The organism is Pseudomonas sp. MWU12-3103b (assembly GCF_023100615.1).
GTDB lineage: Bacteria > Pseudomonadota > Gammaproteobacteria > Pseudomonadales > Pseudomonadaceae > Aquipseudomonas > Aquipseudomonas putida_A.
The window spans coordinates 266,901-287,994 of record NZ_JALMEY010000004.1; the positions used below are offsets into that span (position 1 = coordinate 266,901).

Below are 21,094 nucleotides of genomic sequence, written 5' to 3' on the forward strand. Positions count from 1 at the left end.
ACGATAGTCTCGGCGCCGCCCGGCAACAATCCAGAAGGTTTATTCAGTCGATTGAATGAGCAGGCGTTCTTCGATCAAGGCCTGTTCCCGATTGAGTTCTGCGCGTAATTCTTCCTCACTCGGCAGAATCGTCTTGTAACTGCTGGCGAACAGTTGCTCATTGCCCTTGAGCATCGAGTAACGCGCGACCGAATCATTGCTTTCTGCACACAGAATGATCCCGACTGTCGGCTTGTCGCCCTCGTTGCGCTTGAGTTCGTCGTACATGCGTACATACATGTCCATCTGTCCGACATCGCCGGCGCTGAGCTTGCCGCGCTTGAGGTCAATGATCACGAAGCATTTGAGCAGGTAGTTGTAGAACACCAGATCGATGTACAGATCGTCACCATCGGTACTGATGCGTTGTTGCCGAGCGACAAAGGAAAAGCCTTTACCCAGCTCCAGGAGAAACCCCTGCAGATGGTCGATGAGGGCCTGTTCAAGACGGCTCTCCCTGACCTTGCCGGCCGACGGCAGCCCAAGAAACTCGAGTATGACGGGGTCGCGAATGAATTCCCGAGGATGGGGTTTCATGGCTTCAATGTGGGTGGTGGCCTCTTCGATCACATCGGCTTTGTCTCGACTCATCAGCAGTCGCTCGTAGTAAAGCGTATTGATCTGTCGATCAAGGGCGCGACTGGACCAGTTCAGATTGGCAGATTCTTCCATGTACCAATGGCGAGCCTTTTCACTGGTGACGCCCAAAAGCCGCCGATAGTGGGTCCAGCTCAATTCGTGACGCAGTGCGTCACGAATTGGAAATGCCTGATAAAAGAGGCGCATATAGCGCAGGTTGGAAGCATCAAATCCCTTCCCGAACTGCGCCGTCAGATCCTTCGCCAACAAGGCCAGCAACTGCTTGCCATACCCCGCCCGCTGCGCCCCTTGCTGTTCAAACTCGACAATATGCCGGCCGATCTGCCAACAGGTCTGGACTTGAATCGTATCAACCGCACGCAGCACTTTTTGCCGCGCCTGGCGAATCAGTTCGCCCAAATCCCCCAGCAATGAATCGATTTTCGGGTCTTGCGCCTCAGTAGGTTTTACCTGGCTCATCGAGTCTTCCGCATCAGTGGAAACAGACGCAAAGCATGCCGGGATTCGCCGCTCGGCGATGTCGGGCGAGCCCTGTATAGGCGGCAGGAAGAAGGGATGGGTATTGCAGGACGTTGCCGGCAAAAGGTGTTTCAGTGAGTGATGGTCTGTAGTCCATTTCGTACACAGGCCAAGTTCCAATCAATCTAAAACGCGTGCTTCCCTGGCTGGATCAAATAAGGAGCCACGGTTGGGCTCTAAAAGAGTCCGGGAGTAGAGATTATGAAGCGCATTCTTTCATTCATGCTGCCAGTCGCTGCGGTCGCTGTATTGGCTTTTCCGGCGATGCTGCAGGCGGCCAGCCTTGAGCCCGTCGACAGCGCAGGCGTACAGGCTCAACAACAGCAGCAAAACGGCATCAACTACTTGTCCGGCGGGATTGGCGTTGATGAGGCAAAAGCCATTCAACAATCCACCGGTTACAACCTGCACATGACGTTCGCGGTGGGGGCGCAAGACCAGTACACCGCTGATGTCGATGTGATGATTCAAAAGTCACCAGGGCAAACCGTACTGACTCTCACCCAAACCGGCCCGCTGGTTTACGTGCAATTGCCACCTGGTAAATACACCGTGGTCGCCACGCGCAATGGCGAAACACGGCGTGACGTAACAGACGTTGGCAGCGGCACTGCGCGCAATCTGGTGTTCCACTGGAATGACGCTGGATAACGTCGGGTGTATTGAAGAATCGAGGCGCGGTTCAATCCCGCGCCTTCCTTACCCCCGCGTACGCTTGGCCTTCTGCTTGTCGCCGGGCTCGCGCGCCATGCGGTGAATCCACAGTCCAATCCAGCCGACGGCTATCAGGAACAGGGTACCAACGCACTGCGACACGATCTCGAACCAGAACATTCGCGGTTGCAGTGCAAGGGTGTAGGTGTGGCGTGGACCGGAGCGGTTCCATGTGGTGATGGAGCCGCTGATCAAGCTGTGGACGATCAGATAAATCGACGCGCCGATGAGGAAGGCGATCAGTACGCCGACCAGCGCCGTCAGCCAGAATGCAGTCCGACTCTGGCGATAGGGTGGCGGATGGGGCAGGGGCACGCGGGTTCTTTTCTGGTTCATCGAACGGATGACCCTCTTCCATAAGGTGCAGCCAAAGTAGCGCGGATCGCCTTTGTTCGAAACCCGTCGCGCATTTGCGCAATCAAAACCCGCGATGCCTGGGAAAGGCTCGCGGGTTTTTTCTGGGCTGCGCAAAGGGGCTGGATTGAGCCGCCATCAAATCGCAGGCATAAAAAAACCCTGAATCTTGCGATTCAGGGTTTTCGGTATTTGGTGCCCAGAGACGGAATCGAACCGCCGACACGGGGATTTTCAATCCCCTGCTCTACCGACTGAGCTATCTGGGCAACGGGGCGCATTAAAAGGGTTTTTCGGATTTACGTCAACGACTTTTTTAAAATTTCTTAAATTAATTCCGTCGCTTACGATCCGCCCCCCGATTTTGCAGGTTTACTCTGCAGGCGGAACGTAGCCTTCCGCCTTGGCGTAATCCTCGCCGGAGAAGTACTTGTCCATTTCGCCCTGCAGATATTTGCGGTCTTCGGCGTTCATCATGTTCAGGCGCTTTTCGTTGATCAGCAGGGTCTGGTGTTTCTGCCAGTCAGCCCAGGCTTTGGCCGAGACGTGGTCAAAAATATCCTGACCTTTGGCGCCCGGGAAAGGAGCGCGTTCCAGCGCGGGCAGTTCTTCTTTGTACTTGCGGCACATGATGGTGCGGGTCATGACGACTCTCCTGCGTTCAATACGGCGGCCGCGCGTTCGAGCAAGGTTTTGACCGGGGCGGCAAGGCCCAGGCGCGGCGGGGTGGCGAGGTTATACCAGAGCCAGTCGGCCTCGGCCACGTGCTGACCGGCCTCCTGCACCTGAACCAGCCAGGGTTCGATGGACAGCTGGAAATGGCTGAACGTGTGGATGAGGCTTGGCAGCGCCTGCTGCTCGCCCATGGTCAGCGAGTGCTGGGCGGCCAGATGTTGCAGGTCGTCGAGATCATCGAGTTCCGGCAGGCTCCATAAGCCGCCCCAAAGCCCCGTGGACGGGCGGCGATAAAGCAGAATCGCGCCTTCGCCGTTGGCCAGCAGCGGCATCAGCGTGCGTTTCTGCGGGATGGCCTTGCGCGGTTTGGGGATCGGGTAGCGTGTCTCCAGCCCGAGCATGTGCGCCTCGCAGCCCTTTTCCAGCGGACACAGCAGGCAGCTCGGTTTGCTGCGCGTACACAGCGTGGCGCCGAGATCCATCATCGCCTGGGTGTAGGCGTTGACCCGATCGTGCGGCGTGAAACGCTCTGCATTGGCCCACAGCTGTTTGGCGACCTTCGGTTCACCCGGGTAACCCTCCTGCGCGGTAAAGCGCGCCAGAACGCGTTTGACGTTGCCATCGAGGATCGGCGCGCGCAGGCCCATGCTGATGCTGGCGATGGCGCCGGCGGTGGACAGGCCGATTCCCGGCAAATCCGTCAGCTTTTCGACGTCCCGCGGAAATTCGCCGTCGTACTGGCTGACGACGATCTTCGCGGTCTTCTGCAAATTGCGCGCGCGGGTGTAGTAACCCAGCCCGGTCCACAGGTGCAGCACTTCGTCCTCCGGCGCTTCGGCCAGGGCTTGCACCGTTGGCAGCGCGGCCATAAAGCGGTCGAAGTAATTGAGCACGGTGCTGACCTGGGTCTGCTGCAACATGATCTCCGAGACCCACACCCGATACGGGTTGATGTCCTGCTGCCAAGGCAAATCGTGGCGGCCGTGGCGGTCGAACCATTCCAGCACCGCCGTGGAAAACTGCTCCGCTGTCATCGCTTGAACAGCCCCTTCAATGCGTTTTTCAATTCCGGGCTGACCTTGTCGCCGAGTTTTTCATCGATCTTCTCGCTGAGTTTGTCGCCGGCCATTTTGGTCGCGACCTGGCCGAGACGTTCGTTATCCACACGGCAGGCCTTGGCGCCCAGCTCCAGCGGGCCACGGCAACGCAGCGGCCACTCGATGCCGACGAATTTCTCGCCGACCTGACAGGCCGGATCCGGCATGGCGCTGGTGTCGCCTTCGACGATGATGCCGACGCGGTAATCCATGCCCAGCACCCGCAGGTCGATGTCGCCATCGCCGTTGACGGTCATGCCGGGGATGCGCACTTTCAGGTCCGGGTTGCTGGCGATACCGTTGCGGAAGGTCAGGTTGCCCTTGAGTTCCTGGAACGGCGTGTCCTTGCCCCGTGGCTCGCCGCTGAGGGTTTTGCGGTTGAGGGTGGCGATGCCTTTGCACAGTTGCTGTTCAAGGTTGGCGTTGAGCAGCACACCATTGTTGATCACGAAACTGGCGTTGCCGTTGAGGGTTTCGATCAGCGCCTGCTGGCTGTTGCCGCTGCCGGTGAGGCTGCTGGTCAGCGTGACCAGACCTTTGACCGGCGGATTCTTGCCCTTGCTTTCGAGGATTTTCTCGGCCGGCACGCGGTTGATCCTGGTTTGCAGGTTCAGCACCGGCGCACTCGGGCGCACGTCGAGGGTGCCCTTGGCTTCGAAGTCGCCGTTGTACAGGCCACCGCGCAGGTTCTCCAGGGTCAGCAGGCCGCCCTGGCCGGTGGCTTTGAGCGCGGCGTTCTGGATCGGCAGTTTGTCGAGGGTTAGTTGGCCGAAGGTCAGGTCGGCATCGACGTCGAGTTTGGCCAGACGCTCGACCGGCAGCAGACGCTCGGTGCTCCAGGCGCTTTTGCTTGGTTTGTCCGGCAACGGTGTGCTGCCGGCGCCGGCCATGGCATCGGCTTCGGTGCTGGCGACTTCGGCCTGACGCACTTGCGTGGCGTTTTTGGCTTTTTCCGATTTCGGCGGCAGGTAGCGGTCGACGTCGAACGTGTCAGCCTTGAGGATCGCGCGCAGCGACTGCTTGGCGAAATCTTCCACGGCAATGCGCCCGCTGAAGCTGCTGTCGTCGAGTTTCAGGTTGATGTTGTCGAAGGCGACGCTGGTTGGCGTGGCGGCCACGCGGCTGACCAGTTCGACCTTGCTCAGGCTGCCGGGCGCCATGGCTGGCAACGTCTGGCCGATGCTGTCGACAAATTTCGCCAGATCGAACTGGGCGATCGAGATTCCGCCAGTGATCTGCGGGGTCTTGTCGAGGTCGTTGGCTTTCAGCTCACCGAGGGCACGCAACTGGTTGGCGGAGATCTTGATCCCGGTCCATTCGGCGACGTTCGCCGCCTTGTCCAGGGAAATCTGGCCTTGGGCGGAGAAGGTCATGGCCTTGCCCTGTAGTGGGTCGCCGGTCAGTTCGCCGGACAGTTTCATGTCTTCGAACTTGTAACGTTGCAGGGCGCGTTCGATGCGCAGCTCGCCGTTAAGCTCGGTGCGCACCCGCAGCACAGGCTGATTGGTGCTGAGGAACGCCGTGGCTTTCAGCGGAATGTTGGTCGAGTCGTGTACTGCACCGGTGCTCAGCTGGATGCTTTCGGCGCTGTACTGCTTGCCGGTCTGCTCGTCGGTGTATTCAACACGGGCGTTGTTGACGGTCAGGCTGTCGATGTCGAGGCGGATCGGCTGCGGCGGTTTTTCCGGCTGGACGGGGGCCTCTGCAACAGGCGGGCTGGCAGGCGTCGGGCTGCCGGCAGGCGTGGCGGGAGGTGGCAGCTTGCCGATGTCTTCCCAGTTGCCGTGGCCGTTCTTGTCGCGTTTGAGGCGCAGGTTCAGGCCTTCGACACGCACATCACTCATCTGCACTTCGCGGCGCAACAGCGGCAGCACGCGCACGGACAGGCCGAGCATCTGCAGGTCGGCATACGGTTCGGTCGGGTTGATCAGGGTGGCGATGCTGGCCTCATGCAGTTCCAGGCCGAGCCACGGGAACAGGCTCCAGCCGATATCGCCATTGAGCGTCAGCTCGATGTGGGCCTTGTCGCGGGCTATCTGGCGGATCTCGTCTTTGTAGTCGTTGGGATCAAACAGGTGGGTCAGGGCGAAGCCCGCCGCCACAATGATCAGCAACAGCCCGAGAAGTACCAGACCCAGGATTTTGCCGAACGCTTTCATGGGCGAGTCCTTGTAGTTAGTCGAATTCGTAATTTAGCCGGGGAGTATAGCGCTGCATCCGCCCGGTTCGGGGCGCTGTCATGTCGCGATGACGTCCAGCGGCAATTGCAATTTGGCGGCCAGCGCCTGGATTTCAAGGTGTCCGGCCGGTGCCAGCAGGCGCAGTTGGGCACCCGCTTGCGACGCCATTTTCTGTGCTTGGTTCACCAGTCTCTCGGCTACCCCACGGCGCCGGGTGACTTTTCGTACACACAAATGTGACAAGTACCAAACCTTGTCGTGCCTTGTCAGGCGTGCTGCACCGAGCAGGCGATCGTTGAAACGTCCTGCAATCAAAGAGCCGTCAGCCAGGCTGTTTTCGATCAGTTGAGCGTCCCCGGAATACGGTGCGAACAGCCATTGCGGAGCGTCACGATAGATTTTTTGCAGGTCCTGTTGATCCTGGTAACTGGCATCGTTCAGCGCTTGGACAGCGATCGGCATGGCTTTTTCCTGTGGGGACGAGATCAGATGACATGAAAAAGGTGATATCAGTTTGGTTTTTCTGTCACGTGCAAATGGTAACCTTCGCCGGTTCGTCCGTCCTTCTGCGACTTAACGTCGCGCCTTCAAGGAGCTTCACCCGAAAAAACGGTCATGCCTGCGTGCATAAAGGCCGAGGGTGAGCAGTGGCTGGCGAACCATACTAATAATTGGGGGATACACAATGAGCACGAGCATCACGGCGGACGGCCTTCGCGCCGACCAGCCTGCGTTCCTGTCCAAGGAACGCATCATCGCCAAGCCCGGTTTCAACCGTTGGCTGGTGCCACCGGCCGCTCTGGCCATCCACCTGTGCATCGGCATGGCCTACGGTTTCTCGGTGTTCTGGCTGCCGCTGTCCAAGGCATTGGGCGTCACGGCTCCGGTGGCTTGCGCACCGGACATGAGCTTCATCGCTCAGGTCTTCTCTTCGCAATGCGACTGGCCGATCTCCATGCTCGGCTGGATCTACACCCTGTTCTTCATCTTCCTCGGCTGCTCGGCAGCGATCTGGGGTGGCTGGCTGGAACACGCCGGGCCACGCAAGGCCGGTGTGGTATCGGCACTGTGCTGGTGCGGCGGTCTGCTGATCTCTGCACTGGGTATCTACACCCACCAGATCTGGCTGATGTGGATCGGCTCCGGGGTGATCGGCGGTATCGGTCTGGGCCTGGGCTACATTTCGCCGGTCTCGACCCTGATCAAGTGGTTCCCGGACAAGCGCGGCATGGCGACCGGCATGGCGATCATGGGCTTCGGTGGCGGCGCGATGGTCGGTGCACCGTTGGCCACTGCGCTGATGAGCCACTTCGCTTCGCCTGCCGGTGTCGGCGTGTGGCAAAGCTTCGTGGCCATGGCTGCGATCTACTTCGTGTTCATGATCGGTGGCGCCCTGGCTTACCGCGTGCCGCCAACCGGCTGGAAGCCTGAAGGCTGGACCGCTCCAGCGAAGAAAGCTTCGAACGCGATGATCACCCACCGTCACGTGCACGTGAATGTTGCGTGGAAAACCCCGCAGTTCCGTCTGGTGTGGCTGGTGCTGTGCCTGAACGTATCCGCCGGTATCGGCATTCTCGGCATGGCTTCGCCACTGCTGCAGGAAGTGTTCGGCGGCAAGTTGCTGGGCGTTGACGTGCCGTTCGGTCAACTGGATGCCGGGCAACTGGCTTCGATCGCCGCGATCGCTGCCGGCTTCACCGGTCTGCTGAGCCTGTTCAACATCGGTGGCCGCTTCTTCTGGGCTTCGTTCTCGGACTACCTGGGTCGCAAAAACACTTACTTCGTGTTCTTCGCCCTCGGTTTTGCCCTGTACGCGCTGATCCCGAACATGGGGCATCTGGGCAACGTTGCGCTGTTCGTGGCGGCGTTCTGCATCATCCTGTCGATGTACGGCGGTGGTTTTGCGACCGTTCCAGCGTATCTGGCCGACCTGTTCGGCACGCAAATGGTCGGTGCGATCCACGGTCGTCTGCTGACTGCCTGGGCCGCCGCCGGCGTGCTCGGCCCGGTGCTGGTGAACTACCTGCGTGAGTATCAGTTGAGCATCGGCGTTGAACGCGCTGCCGCTTACGACATCACTCTGTACATCCTCGCCGGCCTGCTGGTGCTGGGTTTCCTGTGCAACCTGATGGTGCGTCCGGTGGCCGACAAGTACTTCATGACCGACGCCGAACTGGCCGCCGAACAGGCGCTGGGCCACGACAAAGGGGCTGATGCGAGCACCGTGCTGGAGTGGAAAGCCGCACCGGGCAGCAAGCCGCTGGCAATCGCTGCGTGGCTGGTGGTGGGTATTCCGTTGGCGTGGGGTGTGTGGGTGACCCTGCAGAAGACGGCGGTACTGTTTCACTAAGTAATGGGTAAAACGCAGTACCCCTGTGGGAGCGGGCTTGCTCGCGAAGGCGGTATGTCATTCAGCATTGATGTTGACTGACACTCCCTCTTCGCGAGCAAGCCCGCTCCCACATTTGTTTTGTGCTGCTTCAAATGGCTTGTATGGATATGTCTATCCCCGACAACACGGGAGTCTGTCCGTCAGGCATATCACGTCGCGTGTTTCTGTTTCGGCCCCGCGTGCCTATAATGGCTGCCTTTTTCGCCCAATGATTTTGCGGAGCTGGTGATGGCCGAACGTAAGGCGTCTGTCGAGCGCGACACTCTGGAAACCCAGATCAAAGCCTCGATCAACCTTGATGGCACCGGAAAGGCCCGATTCGATATCGGCGTTCCTTTTCTTGAGCACATGCTGGATCAGATCGCCCGTCACGGGTTGATCGACCTGGATATTGAATGCAAGGGCGATCTGCATATCGACGACCACCATACCGTGGAAGACGTCGGTATCACCCTCGGCCAGGCCTTTGCCAAAGCCATCGGCGACAAGAAAGGCATCCGTCGCTACGGTCACGCCTACGTGCCGCTCGATGAAGCGCTGTCGCGTGTGGTGATCGACTTCTCCGGCCGTCCAGGCCTGCAGATGCACGTGCCCTACACCCGCGCCACCGTGGGCGGCTTCGACGTCGACCTGTTCCAGGAATTCTTCCAGGGCTTCGTCAACCACGCACTGGTCAGCCTGCACATCGACAACCTGCGTGGCACCAACACCCACCACCAGATCGAAACCGTGTTCAAGGCTTTCGGCCGCGCGCTGCGCATGGCCGTCGAGCTGGACGAGCGCATGGCCGGGCAAATGCCATCGACCAAAGGCGTTCTGTAATGCAGACGGTTGCAGTTATCGACTACGGCATGGGCAACCTGCACTCGGTGGCCAAGGCCCTCGAGCACGTCGGTGCCGGCAAGGTGCTGATCACCAGCGATGCCGACGTGATCCGCGAAGCCGACCGTGTGGTATTCCCGGGCGTTGGTGCGATCCGCGATTGCATGGCGGAGATCCGTCGCCTCGGTTTCGACGCGCTGGTGCGTGAAGTCAGCCAGGATCGTCCGTTCCTCGGCATCTGCGTCGGCATGCAAGCCCTGCTCGACAGCAGCGAAGAGAACGACGGTGTCGACTGTATCGGCCTGTTCCCGGGCGCGGTGAAGTTCTTCGGCAAAGACCTGCACGAAGACGGCGAGCACCTGAAAGTCCCGCACATGGGCTGGAACGAAGTGCAGCAGAAGGTCAGTCACCCACTGTGGCACGACATTCCGGACATGGCGCGCTTCTACTTCGTGCACAGCTACTACATCGCTGCCGCCAATGCGCGGCAGGTAGTCGGTAGCGGTCATTACGGGGTCGATTTCGCTGCAGCGCTGGCCGAAGGCTCGCGTTTCGCCGTGCAATTCCACCCGGAGAAGAGCCATACCCATGGCCTGCAATTGCTGCAGAACTTCGCCGCGTGGGACGGTCGCTGGTAAATGGCTGCCAAGAAGTCCAAACCGCCGATCCTGACCCTCACTCCCGAACAGGAGAACGAGGCCAACCGCAAGATCCAGCGGTTCATGGAGGATCGGTTCGAACTTGACCTGGGTTCGTTCGAGGCGGCGGAAATTCTTGAGTTGTTTACCCGCGAAATTGCTCCGCACTATTACAACAGGGCGATTTTCGATGTGCAGACCCACCTCAAAGAGCGGTTTGAAAGCATCGAAAGCGACCTGTGGGCGCTCGAGAAAAACTGATTTCCGAGCCAAGCTGAACATTCAAATTTGAAGGTTTGCCAGATGCTGATTATTCCCGCTATCGATCTCAAGGACGGTGCCTGCGTACGTCTGCGCCAGGGCCGCATGGAAGATTCCACAGTGTTCTCCGAGGACCCGGTGAGCATGGCTGCCAAGTGGGTGGAGGGCGGTTGCCGTCGTCTGCATCTGGTCGATCTGAACGGCGCATTCGAAGGTCAGCCGGTCAACGGTGAAGTGGTTACTGCGATCGCCAAGCGCTACCCGAACCTGCCGATCCAGATCGGTGGCGGTATCCGCTCGCTGGAAACCATCGAGCACTACGTCAAGGCGGGCGTGAGCTACGTGATCATCGGCACCAAAGCCGTTAAAGATCCGGCGTTCGTCGCTGAAGCCTGCCGCGCGTTCCCGGGCAAGATCATCGTTGGTCTGGATGCCAAAGACGGGTTCGTCGCCACCGACGGCTGGGCTGAAATCAGCACCGTGCAGGTCATCGACCTGGCCAAGCAGTTTGAAGCCGACGGTGTATCGTCGATCGTTTATACCGACATCGCCAAAGACGGCATGATGCAGGGCTGCAACGTACCGTTCACCGCTGCACTGGCGGCAGCGACGAAGATCCCGGTGATCGCGTCCGGCGGTATCCACAATCTGGGTGACATCAAGTCGCTGCTCGACGCCAAGGCGCCGGGCATCATCGGTGCAATCACCGGCCGGGCGATCTACGAAGGCACCCTCGACGTCGCTGAAGCGCAAGCTTTCTGCGATGCGTACCAAGGCTGAGGACTGACCATGGCGCTGGCCAAACGCATCATCCCTTGCCTGGACGTGGACAACGGCCGGGTCGTCAAAGGTGTGAAGTTCGAGAACATCCGCGATGCCGGCGACCCGGTGGAAATCGCCCGTCGTTATGACGAGCAGGGTGCCGACGAGATTACCTTTCTCGATATCACTGCCAGCGTCGATGGTCGCGACACCACGCTGCATACCGTCGAGCGCATGGCCAGCCAGGTGTTCATTCCGCTGACCGTCGGCGGTGGCGTGCGCACCGTGCAGGACATCCGCAACCTGCTCAATGCCGGTGCGGACAAGGTCTCGATCAACACCGCAGCGGTGTTCAATCCGGAATTCGTTGGCGAAGCGGCGCAGCATTTCGGCTCGCAATGCATCGTCGTCGCCATCGACGCGAAGAAAGTCTCCGGCCCGGGCGAAACCCCGCGCTGGGAAATCTTCACCCACGGCGGGCGCAAGCCGACCGGTCTCGACGCGGTCGAGTGGGCGAAGAAAATGGAAGGCCTCGGTGCCGGCGAGATCCTGCTGACCAGCATGGATCAGGACGGCATGAAAAACGGCTTCGACCTCGGCGTGACTCGCGCGATCAGCGATGCGCTGGGCATTCCGGTGATCGCTTCCGGCGGCGTCGGCAACCTGCAGCATCTGGCCGACGGCATCCTTGAAGGCCACGCCAGCGCGGTACTGGCGGCGAGTATTTTCCACTTCGGCGAATACACCGTGCAGGAAGCGAAAGCGTACATGGCCAAACGCGGCATCGTGATGCGCTAAACCGTACAGGCCAGTGGACAGCATGGCGTACCCAAGGCACTCTTGGGCACGCCATGGATTCCGGTAGCCCGACATGATCAAACGCCTGCTTCTTGTTCTCGCCAGTGCCTCTGTGTTGTTGCTCAACACGGCGCGGGCCGAAAACAGTCCCGACACCGATCTGGTGCTCCTCACCGAAAACTTTCCGCCCTACAACATGGCGAAAGACGGCAAGAATTTCGCCAAGGGCGAGAACATCAACGGCATTGCCGCCGACATCGTGCGCGAAATGTTCAAGCGCGCCGGGCTCACCTATAGCCTGACGCTGCGCTTCCCATGGGAGCGCGTCTACAAACTGGCGCTGGAAAACCCCGGTTACGGCGCCTTCGTGATGGCCCGCCTGCCGGACCGCGAAAACCTGTTCAAATGGGTCGGCCCGATCGGTCCGGACGACTGGATCATGTTGGCCAGGGCCGACAGCAAGATCACCCTCGACACCCTCAACGATGCACGCAAATACAAGATCGGTGCCTACAAAGGCGATGCGATTGCCGAGACGCTGGCCAAGCAGGGCTTGAAGCCTATGGTCGTACTGCGCGATCAGGACAACGCGAAAAAACTGGTCAACGGCCAGATCGACCTGTGGGCCACGGGTGATCCTGCCGGGCGTTATCTGGCGCGGCAGGACGGGGTCACTGGGCTCAAGACCGTGTTGCGCTTCAACAGCGCCGAGTTATATCTGGCGCTGAACAAGGATGTGTCGGACGCAACGGTCGCCAGGCTGCAGGCGGCGCTGGATCAGATGCGCAAGGACGGGGTTGTCGACGAGATCATGGGGCGCTATCTGTAGCCGTCGGCAACGACTTGTCTGTTGCCTGGTGGGTGCATTCTTGCGGCGGATACTGCAGCAGACTCAGGTTATCGTTCTGGGTGTAAGCCAGATTGATCCCCGCTTGCGAGCCGTCAGCACGACGCAGCTCGTAGAAACTCTCCAGCTGATAAACCGCGACGAATTTGCCTTTGCCGGCCATCGCGATCACATGGGTAACAAACGGAGTCTGCCAGCCACTGGTTGACGTCTCGCTGTGAGTGAACTGGCTGTCCAGTCTTGCCGAAAATGGGAGTGACGCAGGAGCGTCTGCCTTCGTTGCCCACGGGCTCACAAAACTGATCGCAGTAAGTTGAGTGAACAGACGCAGCGTCTTCGGATTCTGCAGCCGCTGCGCAGTCCACTTGAAAGCCCGTGCCTCCTCGCCCGTGTTGTGTCCGCTCCCAACCAGATAGTACTGGTCGGTTCTTTCCAGGCGATAAAACGGCGTGGTGCGTAATTGATCAATTGGCGACAAGTCATCCTTGACCACGAACCATGGCAGCTCGATGACTTGGGCGAGGGTGGCCGCTCCCTTGGTTTCGGGGGCATCCGCTGCCAAGAGCATCGGCAGCTGTGGCGATGACTGGATCAGTGGCGCGATCTGCATCCGTAGTGAATAGGCACCGACATTGCTCTCTGGCCGGTTGAAACTGCTTGCCCCAACAAAGGTGCCTGGTGCGAAATGAATCTCTCCCGGCGGCGCATTCGTCGGCGTGACGCTCCAGGCGCTGAAACTCTGTCTGGCACCGCTGCCCCTGTCATTCCAGATCAGTTCGCCAACGTCCGAGGCGATCACCAGATCGGCCCGTACACAGCGAACCGCGTTGAGTGAAGGTTTTTCGTGATCATTGGAGCAGACCGCGCCCATGGCCACATAGCCTTGCGGGGCGATCGGTCGCCATACTGCACCGTCTTTCTTCGAGCCTGAGCCGGAATCTTTCCAGATCAGCTCGAAATCGTCCGGGCGCCTTAATGCCGGGCCCCTGGCCGGATCTGCACTGGGTGCATCGGCTTCGCAAACCACAGCTACCACGGTGCTGCCGTTAATGTTGTCGTGCCCGGCGACGAACACGTCGCCGAGCGGGAAATAGCCCGGCAATACATCCGGCGCCGGAGTCGGGCGCCAGAAGGCCGCGGGTTTAGCCCGTGAGCCGGTGCTGTCCCAGATCCGGTGAAATTCCGTGGTGAAATGGATCAGCAGATTGTCGTGTCGGATCGGCTCGATTTGCCTGGATGGCGCTGCGGCCTGGTCATGAATGGTCATGGTCACTCCTGATAGTTGAACGGCGACTCAAGGGAGTCGCGACCCGTTGCAGGTCTCACTATCGGTAATCGCAACCGGTCTCTGGCGGTAACTATGTATGACGTCGTGACCAGTTATTTCCAAAAAAACCGTTCCTTGCCTTGGGCAGCCTTGCGCTCCTGTTTTGCCTATTGATGCAGAAGCACAAGGCCGACGTCACTGATCAGCTCAGGGGGCGCTGTTTTCGAGCGCTTCCCATTCCAGGATGTATTCCTTCAATTCTGAGCGCTGATTGTTGGGGTCGACAGCGTAAACGCAGAGTTTGAGGGGGAAGTTGCTTTGCGGGCGTAGCCAATTGGAGGTCACATGCCTATAACCCTGTGGGTCTTCGCAACTGACTTTTTCAGCAAGGCCGCCTTTTACCTCGTATCGATCAAGACCTTCGTTCTTGCGTTCCGGCCACAGAATCAGCGCCCTGTTTATCTCTTTGTTGAACGAAGTCTCTATGGTCGGAACAGGCGTCGGGCCCGCATCAACCAGATAAGTGGGAACAGTGACGGCATTGCGATAAGTGCCTGCGGGTAATATGTCCTCAGTACTGTTTGTGGCGATGATGCAAAGGTTGCTAGGCCCGGTTTCAGGTCCCATCGGAACATTTAATCGAGTCGGCGCAGTGCCGGTGGTGATTGGCTGGCTGTAGTCTTGCGGAACTTCGCATTCGACCGGGTCCGACGTGCGTTTGGTCCGGATAAACCGGGTGCTGGCGGTTATTTCAAAGTTCCATTCTGGATAAACGTAGTTGCCCTGAGCGTTTACGCTGATCTTTGCATGCGTTGGCAGTTGGGCATGCAGTCTGATAGAGGCTGCCGGAAATAATTCGCACACCTGCGGATCCGTATTGAGTTTGCCATCGATAAAGCAGTTGTTGAAAGCCGAGGTGGGACTGCCGTAACTGCCGCTCGGCATCTGACCGTATCCAGGCAGCGGCGTCAGATGGTGAGCCAAGGTCCCAAGGACGCCATAGACCTCGTTGGTCGCTCGAACGATGACCGGACTCCCCGAGCTTCCGGAAGCAATATCTTTGCATTGGTTGCTGACGGTATGCCGCCAAACCCAAGGCTTTTCGAAAATCGCCGGGGAGGGCATGTGGGTGCAGGCTGACATTTGTAATGGAGAGCCAACGGGTTTGTGCACAATCAGAATGTCGCTATCTTCTGCCGGCGCCTGCCGGGCCAGTTTCATGGGCGTGATGCCCTGAGCCAGAAGTTCGCCCTGTGACACTCCAAGCCCCAACAGAGCCAGGTCGACACCCTGAATACTGCTCCAGGCTACTTTCTTCAGAGGCACAGTCCTGGAGGCAGCAGTCGTATCGATGAAGTTGTTGAAGGTAATGCTGGCTTCGATAGGGTCATCTGTTCGCATGACCCCGTTTTCCTTGCCCACGCAGTGGGCACTGGTCAGTGCATAGGCGGAATCAGAGGGGCGAGAGCTGTTTGTGTCGATCAGGAAGGCGGTGCAGGAGCCGTGCTCGCGGCTTTTGTACTCACCGATTCCCATCCAGTGGTTATTTTCGCCATCTTTGTTAGTCAGGTGTTGCGACGGTGAGAAGTTTTCAGCGCCCTTGCCGTAATCGACAGGGCTGGAACAGGCAGGAAGTGAGAAGGCAGTCAGTAATAAAAAGCTTGGGTGGATATATTTAAAGTTCATGGCCAGTCCTTGGCTAATATATGGGTGCAAGACTGGCGCAGAATAAGACAGTTATGTTTGAGTCGGTTCTATAAGTTATTGCTGCTTATTTTGGACGTAGAGGCTTATGAGAATTTAATAAGTTGATAGCTTAACGATAAATTCCATTTTTCCCGTGCGCAGCTGTCGCTTTGTTACTCCGCACGCTGATCATCTGCTTGATATCGATCCACTCGATGCCTTGCGCCTTGAGCTTCGGCAATTCACGTTCCAGCACCGCCAGCGTCTGCGGGTAAGGGTGGCCGATCATCACTGCCGAGCCCTGCTTGCGGGCCAGGCTGATCGCCGTCTGCAGCTGGTTGAAAATGGCGGCTTCGGTGCGTTCGTCATCGAGAAACACATCGCGCGAAACACTCGCCAGATCGATCTTCTGTGCTTGCTGCGCCGCCACGGTCTGGGCGCTGGTGCGGCTGTCGACGAAGAACTTGTGCCGACGCTGCAACTCGCCCATCAGCCACGCCATCGCCACAGGCTGGGCGGTCATGCGACTGCCCATGTGGTTGTTGATGCCCGCGGTGTAAGGGACCATTTTGAACGCGGCGTCGAGGCGCTTTTGCAGCTCTTCGAGCGGCAGTTCGGGATGCCAGGCATACGGGCCGGTGGCCGGGTCCATGGGCATATGCAGGATCACGATCTTGCCGGCGCGATGGGCTTCGCGGGCGAATTCAGTGGCGTGCGGGGTATCTGGCATGATCGCCGTGGTCACCGGGCCGGGCAGGGCCAGCACGCGGCGATCCCGGGGCAGGTTCTGCCCCAGGTCGTCGATGATCAGCGTCAGGTAGGCTTTTTGCGGTGGCGTCCTGGCGGGTTCTGCGTGAGCAGCACCCGCCAGACAGCAGAGCAGGACGAGGAGGAAGCGCAACGACATCCTCAACGGCCGGACGTGATGCTCAGCCCTTTGAGCAGGCTCAAGGCCTGGGCCAACTGGTAATCGTCATCCTGCGGCATGGCCTTGGCCTTGGTGCCGGAACCGGTCGGCTTGTCCGCGCCGCCGTTGCCGTTGCCCAGGTGGCCTTGCAGGTCGGCTTCCTTGAAGTAATCGCCGTCCGCTTCGTTGGTGATCTTGGCCTTGCGCACTTCGATGTCCGGGACGATGCCCTGGGCCTGGATCGAGCGGCCGTTCGGCGTGAAGTACAGCGCGGTGGTGATCTTCAGCGCGCGGTCGTTGTTCAGCGGCAGCACGGTCTGCACCGAGCCTTTGCCGAAACTGGTGGTGCCCATGACTACCGCGCGTTTCTGATCCTGCAGGGCGCCGGCGACGATTTCCGAAGCCGAGGCACTGCCACCGTTGATCAGCACGACCATCGGCACCGCTTCGCTTTCGTCCTTGCCGGTGGCGGAGAAGCGCAGTTCGGAGTTGGCGATCCGGCCTTTGGTGTAAACGATCAGGCCTTTCTTGATGAAGTGGTCGACCACTTCCACTGCTGCCTGCAACACGCCGCCCGGGTTGTTGCGCAGGTCGAGGATGATGCCGTTGAGCTTCTTGCCGTTGTCCTTGCGCAACTTGGCCAGAGCCTTGGAGACCTCCTCGCCGGTCTTGACCTGGAACTGGGTGATACGGATGTAGCCGTAGCCAGATTCCAGTAGCTGCGCCTTGACGCTCTTCACCTGAATCACGGCGCGGGCCAGGGTCACATCGAACGGCGTGCCGCCATCGCGCACCAGGGTCAGGGTGATCTTCTGGCCGATCTTGCCGCGCATCTTGTCCACGGCTTCGGTCATGGTCTGGCCACGGGTCGGCTGGCCGTTGATCTTGACGATGAAGTCACCGGCCTGAATGCCGGCCTTCGACGCCGGGGTGTCGTCGATCGGCGAGACGACCTTGATGAAGCCATCCTCGGAGCCGACTTCGATGCCCAGACCGCCGAATTCGCCGCTGGTGCTTTCCTGCAGTTCGGTGAAGTCTTCAGGGCCGAGATACGCGGAGTGCGGATCGAGGTTGCTGAGCATGCCCTTGATCGCGTTTTCCAGCAGGGTCTTGTCATCCACCGGCTCGACATACGCCGCCTTGATCCGGTCCATGACCTCGGCAAAGGTGCGCAACTCTTCCAGCGGCAACGGTGCCTTGGCGGTCGCGGCAGTGCCTGCCGGGGCGACGGCCGGAGCCGGTTGAGCGGCGAACGCCAGAGGCGCGCCGATCACCAGGGCGATCGTCAGGGCCAGCGAGGTAAGGCGGGACAAATGCAGCATGTCGAACGAACTCCTGAATTAGGCGACGCGCTTATCCTTGCGCGTGACACCATTGCGCCGGATCACTCGGGTGACCCTGCTGACGAATTGCGAAATACAGCGCTGGTGTGTCCTGACCGCCACTGTTACCCACAGTGGAGATCGACTCACCGGCTTTTACCACGTCACCGGCCGACTTGAGCAGTGTCTGGTTGTGACCGTAAAGACTCAGATAACCATTGCCGTGATCAAGGATCACCAGCAGCCCGGCGCCACGCAGCCAGTCGGCGAACACCACGCGCCCGCCGTGCACGGCATGCACCTGGCTGCCGGCGGCGGCGCTGATCATCACGCCATCCCACTTGGTGCGGGCATCGTCGCCACGGCTTTCGCCGAAGCGTGCCAGCAATCGACCATCAACCGGCCACGGAAGTTTTCCCCGGGTTGCAGCAAAAGGGCCACCGAAGGTCTCGCCGCTGCTGGACACCAGTGCGCCGGGGGTTGATTTGACGGGTTTTCGTGGGGCGTCGCTGTTGTCAGCCTGCGCCTCACGCAAACGCTTTTTTTCCGCTTCCTGCTGGGCGATCAGCGCTTTCTGCCGCGCTTCTTCTGCCTCACGGGCCTGACGGGCCAGGGTTTCTTCAATGGTTTTAAGGACTTTAGACAGGTCTGCCTGATCCTGCTCGCGGGCGGCCAGTTTCTGGTCGCGGGCTTTCACGTCATCGTTGAGCTTGGCGAGGACTTGCTGGCGTTCCTTGCGGACTTTTTCCAGCTCGTCGCGCTGGGTGTCGAGGCTGCTTTTCTGCACCAGCAATTGCGCCTGCTGCATGGCAATGTCTTTTTCGACATTGGCCAGTTGGCGCAGGGTTTCGTTGAAGTTCTTCAACTGCTCCAGGCGGGCCTGGCTCAGGTAATCGTAATAGGTGAGGGTGCGGGCGAATTTCTCGGGATTCTGCTGGTTGAGCAGCAGCTTGAGGTATTCCTGACGGCCATTCTGGTAGGCCGCGCGGGCCTGGATGGCGATCAGTCGCTGCTGTTCAGTGCGCGCGCTCTGGAGTTTTTTTTTCTCCGCATCGAGTCGCTGCAGCTCGGATTCGCTTTTCTTCAGCTCTTTCTGCAGGGCGTCGACCTGCTTCTCGAGCTTGCCCATCTCGGTTTCGGTGCCCTTGAGCTCTTTCTGCACACCGGATTTTTCTTCCTGTAGCTTGCCCAGCAGCTTTTTCAGCTCGGCAATGTCCTGACGCGTGGCATCCAGCTGCTGTTGGGTTTGCGCGCGCTCGTCAGCGAAGGCCGGTTGGAGCAGGCAGGTCAGAGCGAGGGCGATCAGGACGCGGAGCATAGAGGCGGGCGGCACCAGGGTAATGGACGGCCTAGTATGCCCGCCCGGGGCTGCAAAAAAAACGCCCAATTGGGCTTGTGTGATAACTGGAGCAGATTCGGTAATAAAAATAGCGCAAAACCAATGTGGGAGCGGGCTTGCTCGCGAATGCGGGGCGTCAGTCAACATCAACGTTGCTGATACTCCGCATTCGCGAGCAAGCCCGCTCCCACAGGGTTTGGCGGTGTTTGATCTGGCGAATTACACCAGAATCGAAGTCCCCGTCATCTCCGCCGGTTTTTCCAGGCCCAGCAGCATCAGCATGGTCGGCGCGACGTCCGCCAATACGCCGCCTTCACGAACCTTGAGGTCACGCTTGCCGACATAAATGAACGGCACCGGCTCGGTGGTGTGCGCGGTGTGCGCCTGATGGGTTTCTTCATCGGCCATTTTTTCGACGTTGCCGTGGTCGGCGGTGATCAACGCTTCGCCGCCAACCTTTTCCAGCGCCTCGACGATGCGCCCGACGCAGGTGTCCAGGCATTCCACGGCTTTTACCGCAGCGTCGAACACGCCGCTGTGGCCGACCATGTCGCCGTTGGCGTAGTTGACCACGATCACGTCGTAACGCTGATGCTCGATGGCGTCGACGATGCGGTCGGTGACCTCGGGTGCGCTCATTTCCGGTTGCAGGTCGTAGGTGGCGACTTTCGGCGACGGGATCAGAATGCGCTCTTCACCCGGGAACGGCTCTTCGCGGCCGCCGGAGAAGAAGAAGGTCACGTGCGCGTATTTTTCGGTTTCGGCGATGCGTAGCTGAGTCTTGCCGTTTTTTGCCAGGTAGTCGCCAAGCACGTTTTCCAGACTGCCCGGAGCAAAGGCTGCAGGGGCTGGAATGCTGGCGGCGTATTGGGTCAAGCCCACGTACTGCACTTTTGGCTGGCGCGCGCGCTCGAATTCCTTGAAATCGTCTTCGACAAATACTCGGCTCAGCTCGCGGGCACGATCGGCGCGGAAGTTCATGAACACCACGGCGTCGCCGTCTTCGACCTTGACCGGCTCGCCGATGGTGGTGGCTTTGACGAATTCGTCGCTCTCGCCACGGGCGTAGGCGGCGTCGAGGCCTTCCTGAGCGGTGGCGGCGTTGAATTCGGCGTTGCCGTCAACGATCAGGTTGTAGGCCTGAGATACGCGGTCCCAACGGTTGTCACGGTCCATCGCGAAGTAGCGACCGATGAGGCTGGCGATGCGGCCCTTGCCGAGCGCCTGGAAGGTCGCGTCGAGCAGTTCGATTGACGACGCGGCGCTTTTCGGTGGCGTGTCGCGACCGTCGAGGAAGGCGTGCAGGTAGATTTTCTCGGCGCCGCGCTTGAAGGCCAGTTCGGCCATGGCGATCAGGTGATCCTGGTGGCTGTGCACGCCGCCATCGGACAGCAGACCCATGAAATGCACGGCTTTGCCGGCGGCCACGGCTTTATCCACGGCAGCGCAGATGGTCGGGTTGTCGAAGAACTCACCGTCGCGGATCGCTTTTGTCACGCGAGTGAAGTCCTGATACACCACGCGCCCGGCGCCGAGGTTCATGTGGCCGACTTCGGAGTTGCCCATCTGGCCGTCCGGCAGACCAACGTCCATGCCGCTGCCCGAGATCAGGCCGTTCGGCACCGTGGCCCACAGACGATCGAGCACAGGCTTCTTCGCCGCATACACGGCATTGGATTCGTGGCTGTCACTGTGACCGAAGCCGTCGAGAATCATCAGGACCAAAGGTTTAGGCGTGGTAGTCATGGAATCCACTCGTGGCTAATAAAGAAGAGGGCGATGGAAAAGGGAGTGGCGAGTTTAATGCTTAGTTCCGACCACGTCACCGCCGGACGGGGTTTGGCCCACCATAGTGGCTGTGTATACTGGCCGACA

At 59.6% G+C, this 21,094-nt stretch carries 20 protein-coding genes and 1 tRNA gene; 8 read left to right on the forward strand and 13 right to left on the reverse strand.

Features of this window, described 5'->3' with window-relative positions:
• Nucleotides 1-39 precede the first annotated feature (39 nt).
• Nucleotides 40-1,098, reverse strand: a complete 1,059-nt coding sequence (locus tag M0808_RS09350; protein WP_247840947.1) for a PDDEXK nuclease domain-containing protein — start codon at nucleotides 1,096-1,098, stop codon at nucleotides 40-42.
• A gap of 261 nt (nucleotides 1,099-1,359) precedes the next feature.
• Between M0808_RS09350 and M0808_RS09355 the strand changes: the two genes are divergently transcribed.
• Nucleotides 1,360-1,809 carry a carboxypeptidase regulatory-like domain-containing protein gene (locus M0808_RS09355; RefSeq protein WP_247840859.1) on the forward strand — a complete coding sequence of 150 codons (450 nt, stop codon included), beginning with the start codon at nucleotides 1,360-1,362 and terminating at the stop codon, nucleotides 1,807-1,809.
• Between the two features lie 48 nt (nucleotides 1,810-1,857).
• On the opposite strand, the gene M0808_RS09360 is transcribed toward M0808_RS09355, so the two are convergent.
• From M0808_RS09360 to M0808_RS09385, 6 genes are all read right to left on the reverse strand, one after another.
• Nucleotides 1,858-2,208 carry a hypothetical protein gene (locus M0808_RS09360; protein ID WP_247840861.1) on the reverse strand — a complete coding sequence of 117 codons (351 nt, stop codon included), beginning with the start codon at nucleotides 2,206-2,208 and terminating at the stop codon, nucleotides 1,858-1,860.
• Between the two features lie 211 nt (nucleotides 2,209-2,419).
• Nucleotides 2,420-2,495, reverse strand: a tRNA-Phe gene (locus tag M0808_RS09365).
• Between the two features lie 103 nt (nucleotides 2,496-2,598).
• Nucleotides 2,599-2,871 carry an oxidative damage protection protein gene (locus tag M0808_RS09370; RefSeq protein ID WP_003220737.1) on the reverse strand — a complete coding sequence of 91 codons (273 nt, stop codon included), beginning with the start codon at nucleotides 2,869-2,871 and terminating at the stop codon, nucleotides 2,599-2,601.
• Nucleotides 2,868-3,935 (reverse strand): A/G-specific adenine glycosylase, encoded by a 1,068-nt coding sequence (mutY, locus tag M0808_RS09375; RefSeq protein WP_247840863.1) that lies wholly within the window; start codon nucleotides 3,933-3,935, stop codon nucleotides 2,868-2,870. Before mutY ends, M0808_RS09370 begins: the two co-directional genes overlap by 4 nt.
• Complete coding sequence (locus tag M0808_RS09380) at nucleotides 3,932-6,157, reverse strand: AsmA family protein (protein WP_247840865.1); 2,226 nt, start codon at nucleotides 6,155-6,157, stop codon at nucleotides 3,932-3,934. Before M0808_RS09380 ends, mutY begins: the two co-directional genes overlap by 4 nt.
• Before the next feature lie 78 nt (nucleotides 6,158-6,235).
• Nucleotides 6,236-6,640: an acetyl-CoA sensor PanZ family protein gene (locus M0808_RS09385; protein ID WP_135294767.1), complete on the reverse strand. Its 405-nt coding sequence runs from the start codon at nucleotides 6,638-6,640 to the stop codon at nucleotides 6,236-6,238.
• Nucleotides 6,641-6,863: 223 nt separating this feature from the next.
• Here M0808_RS09385 and M0808_RS09390 point away from each other — a divergent pair, with 223 nt between their 5' ends.
• From M0808_RS09390 to M0808_RS09420, 7 genes are all read left to right on the forward strand, one after another.
• Entirely contained in the window at nucleotides 6,864-8,528 is a 1,665-nt protein-coding gene (locus M0808_RS09390) for an OFA family MFS transporter (protein WP_096796694.1), read from the forward strand.
• A gap of 270 nt (nucleotides 8,529-8,798) precedes the next feature.
• Nucleotides 8,799-9,392, forward strand: coding sequence for an imidazoleglycerol-phosphate dehydratase HisB (gene hisB / locus M0808_RS09395; protein WP_007909204.1), 594 nt, complete (start codon nucleotides 8,799-8,801; stop codon nucleotides 9,390-9,392).
• Complete coding sequence (hisH, locus tag M0808_RS09400) at nucleotides 9,392-10,030, forward strand: imidazole glycerol phosphate synthase subunit HisH (RefSeq protein ID WP_027611254.1); 639 nt, start codon at nucleotides 9,392-9,394, stop codon at nucleotides 10,028-10,030. The genes hisB and hisH overlap by 1 nt, the downstream gene beginning before the upstream one ends.
• The gene (locus M0808_RS09405; protein WP_003220751.1) at nucleotides 10,031-10,291 is read left to right on the forward strand and encodes a DUF2164 domain-containing protein; all 261 of its coding nucleotides are present in this window, start codon (nucleotides 10,031-10,033) and stop codon (nucleotides 10,289-10,291) included.
• Between the two features lie 42 nt (nucleotides 10,292-10,333).
• The gene (gene hisA, locus M0808_RS09410; protein ID WP_096796693.1) at nucleotides 10,334-11,071 is read left to right on the forward strand and encodes a 1-(5-phosphoribosyl)-5-[(5-phosphoribosylamino)methylideneamino]imidazole-4-carboxamide isomerase; all 738 of its coding nucleotides are present in this window, start codon (nucleotides 10,334-10,336) and stop codon (nucleotides 11,069-11,071) included.
• 9 nt (nucleotides 11,072-11,080) lie between these two features.
• A complete protein-coding gene (hisF, locus tag M0808_RS09415; protein ID WP_007909211.1) occupies nucleotides 11,081-11,851 on the forward strand; it encodes an imidazole glycerol phosphate synthase subunit HisF in 771 nt (256 codons plus the stop codon).
• 73 nt (nucleotides 11,852-11,924) lie between these two features.
• Entirely contained in the window at nucleotides 11,925-12,680 is a 756-nt protein-coding gene (locus tag M0808_RS09420; protein WP_247840867.1) for an ABC transporter substrate-binding protein, read from the forward strand.
• Here M0808_RS09420 and M0808_RS09425 read toward each other — a convergent pair.
• The 6 genes from M0808_RS09425 to gpmI form a co-directional block, all read right to left on the reverse strand.
• Complete coding sequence (locus M0808_RS09425; protein ID WP_247840869.1) at nucleotides 12,661-13,965, reverse strand: Vps62-related protein; 1,305 nt, start codon at nucleotides 13,963-13,965, stop codon at nucleotides 12,661-12,663. The two genes, M0808_RS09420 and M0808_RS09425, sit on opposite strands and share 20 nt — an antisense overlap.
• 207 nt (nucleotides 13,966-14,172) lie before the next feature.
• Complete coding sequence (locus tag M0808_RS09430) at nucleotides 14,173-15,651, reverse strand: serine protease (protein ID WP_247840871.1); 1,479 nt, start codon at nucleotides 15,649-15,651, stop codon at nucleotides 14,173-14,175.
• A 130-nt stretch (nucleotides 15,652-15,781) separates the two neighbouring features.
• Nucleotides 15,782-16,558, reverse strand: a complete 777-nt coding sequence (locus tag M0808_RS09435; protein ID WP_247840873.1) for a divergent polysaccharide deacetylase family protein — start codon at nucleotides 16,556-16,558, stop codon at nucleotides 15,782-15,784.
• Nucleotides 16,559-16,560: 2 nt separating this feature from the next.
• The gene (locus M0808_RS09440) at nucleotides 16,561-17,880 is read right to left on the reverse strand and encodes a S41 family peptidase (protein ID WP_247840875.1); all 1,320 of its coding nucleotides are present in this window, start codon (nucleotides 17,878-17,880) and stop codon (nucleotides 16,561-16,563) included.
• Nucleotides 17,881-17,911: 31 nt separating this feature from the next.
• Nucleotides 17,912-19,198: a murein hydrolase activator EnvC gene (locus M0808_RS09445; protein ID WP_027611262.1), complete on the reverse strand. Its 1,287-nt coding sequence runs from the start codon at nucleotides 19,196-19,198 to the stop codon at nucleotides 17,912-17,914.
• A 240-nt stretch (nucleotides 19,199-19,438) separates the two neighbouring features.
• Nucleotides 19,439-20,965, reverse strand: a complete 1,527-nt coding sequence (gene gpmI, locus M0808_RS09450) for a 2,3-bisphosphoglycerate-independent phosphoglycerate mutase (RefSeq protein WP_202370820.1) — start codon at nucleotides 20,963-20,965, stop codon at nucleotides 19,439-19,441.
• Nucleotides 20,966-21,094 lie beyond the last annotated feature (129 nt).

Bases quoted from the DNA above. Each gene is read 5' to 3' on its own strand.
- M0808_RS09380 (WP_247840865.1), bottom strand. From the start codon at position 6,157: ATGAAAGCGTTCGGCAAAATCCTGGGTCTGGTACTTCTCGGGCTGTTG.
- mutY (WP_247840863.1), bottom strand. From the start codon at position 3,935: ATGACAGCGGAGCAGTTTTCCACGGCGGTGCTGGAATGGTTCGACCGC.
- M0808_RS09430 (WP_247840871.1), bottom strand. From the start codon at position 15,651: ATGAACTTTAAATATATCCACCCAAGCTTTTTATTACTGACTGCCTTC.
- M0808_RS09420 (WP_247840867.1), top strand. From the start codon at position 11,925: ATGATCAAACGCCTGCTTCTTGTTCTCGCCAGTGCCTCTGTGTTGTTG.
- hisH (WP_027611254.1), top strand. From the start codon at position 9,392: ATGCAGACGGTTGCAGTTATCGACTACGGCATGGGCAACCTGCACTCG.
- M0808_RS09350 (WP_247840947.1), bottom strand. From the start codon at position 1,098: ATGAGCCAGGTAAAACCTACTGAGGCGCAAGACCCGAAAATCGATTCA.
- hisA (WP_096796693.1), top strand. From the start codon at position 10,334: ATGCTGATTATTCCCGCTATCGATCTCAAGGACGGTGCCTGCGTACGT.
- hisF (WP_007909211.1), top strand. From the start codon at position 11,081: ATGGCGCTGGCCAAACGCATCATCCCTTGCCTGGACGTGGACAACGGC.
- M0808_RS09445 (WP_027611262.1), bottom strand. From the start codon at position 19,198: ATGCTCCGCGTCCTGATCGCCCTCGCTCTGACCTGCCTGCTCCAACCG.
- M0808_RS09360 (WP_247840861.1), bottom strand. From the start codon at position 2,208: ATGAACCAGAAAAGAACCCGCGTGCCCCTGCCCCATCCGCCACCCTAT.
- M0808_RS09390 (WP_096796694.1), top strand. From the start codon at position 6,864: ATGAGCACGAGCATCACGGCGGACGGCCTTCGCGCCGACCAGCCTGCG.
- gpmI (WP_202370820.1), bottom strand. From the start codon at position 20,965: ATGACTACCACGCCTAAACCTTTGGTCCTGATGATTCTCGACGGCTTC.
- M0808_RS09355 (WP_247840859.1), top strand. From the start codon at position 1,360: ATGAAGCGCATTCTTTCATTCATGCTGCCAGTCGCTGCGGTCGCTGTA.
- M0808_RS09405 (WP_003220751.1), top strand. From the start codon at position 10,031: ATGGCTGCCAAGAAGTCCAAACCGCCGATCCTGACCCTCACTCCCGAA.
- M0808_RS09385 (WP_135294767.1), bottom strand. From the start codon at position 6,640: ATGCCGATCGCTGTCCAAGCGCTGAACGATGCCAGTTACCAGGATCAA.
- M0808_RS09370 (WP_003220737.1), bottom strand. From the start codon at position 2,871: ATGACCCGCACCATCATGTGCCGCAAGTACAAAGAAGAACTGCCCGCG.
- hisB (WP_007909204.1), top strand. From the start codon at position 8,799: ATGGCCGAACGTAAGGCGTCTGTCGAGCGCGACACTCTGGAAACCCAG.
- M0808_RS09440 (WP_247840875.1), bottom strand. From the start codon at position 17,880: ATGCTGCATTTGTCCCGCCTTACCTCGCTGGCCCTGACGATCGCCCTG.
- M0808_RS09435 (WP_247840873.1), bottom strand. From the start codon at position 16,558: ATGTCGTTGCGCTTCCTCCTCGTCCTGCTCTGCTGTCTGGCGGGTGCT.
- M0808_RS09425 (WP_247840869.1), bottom strand. From the start codon at position 13,965: ATGACCATTCATGACCAGGCCGCAGCGCCATCCAGGCAAATCGAGCCG.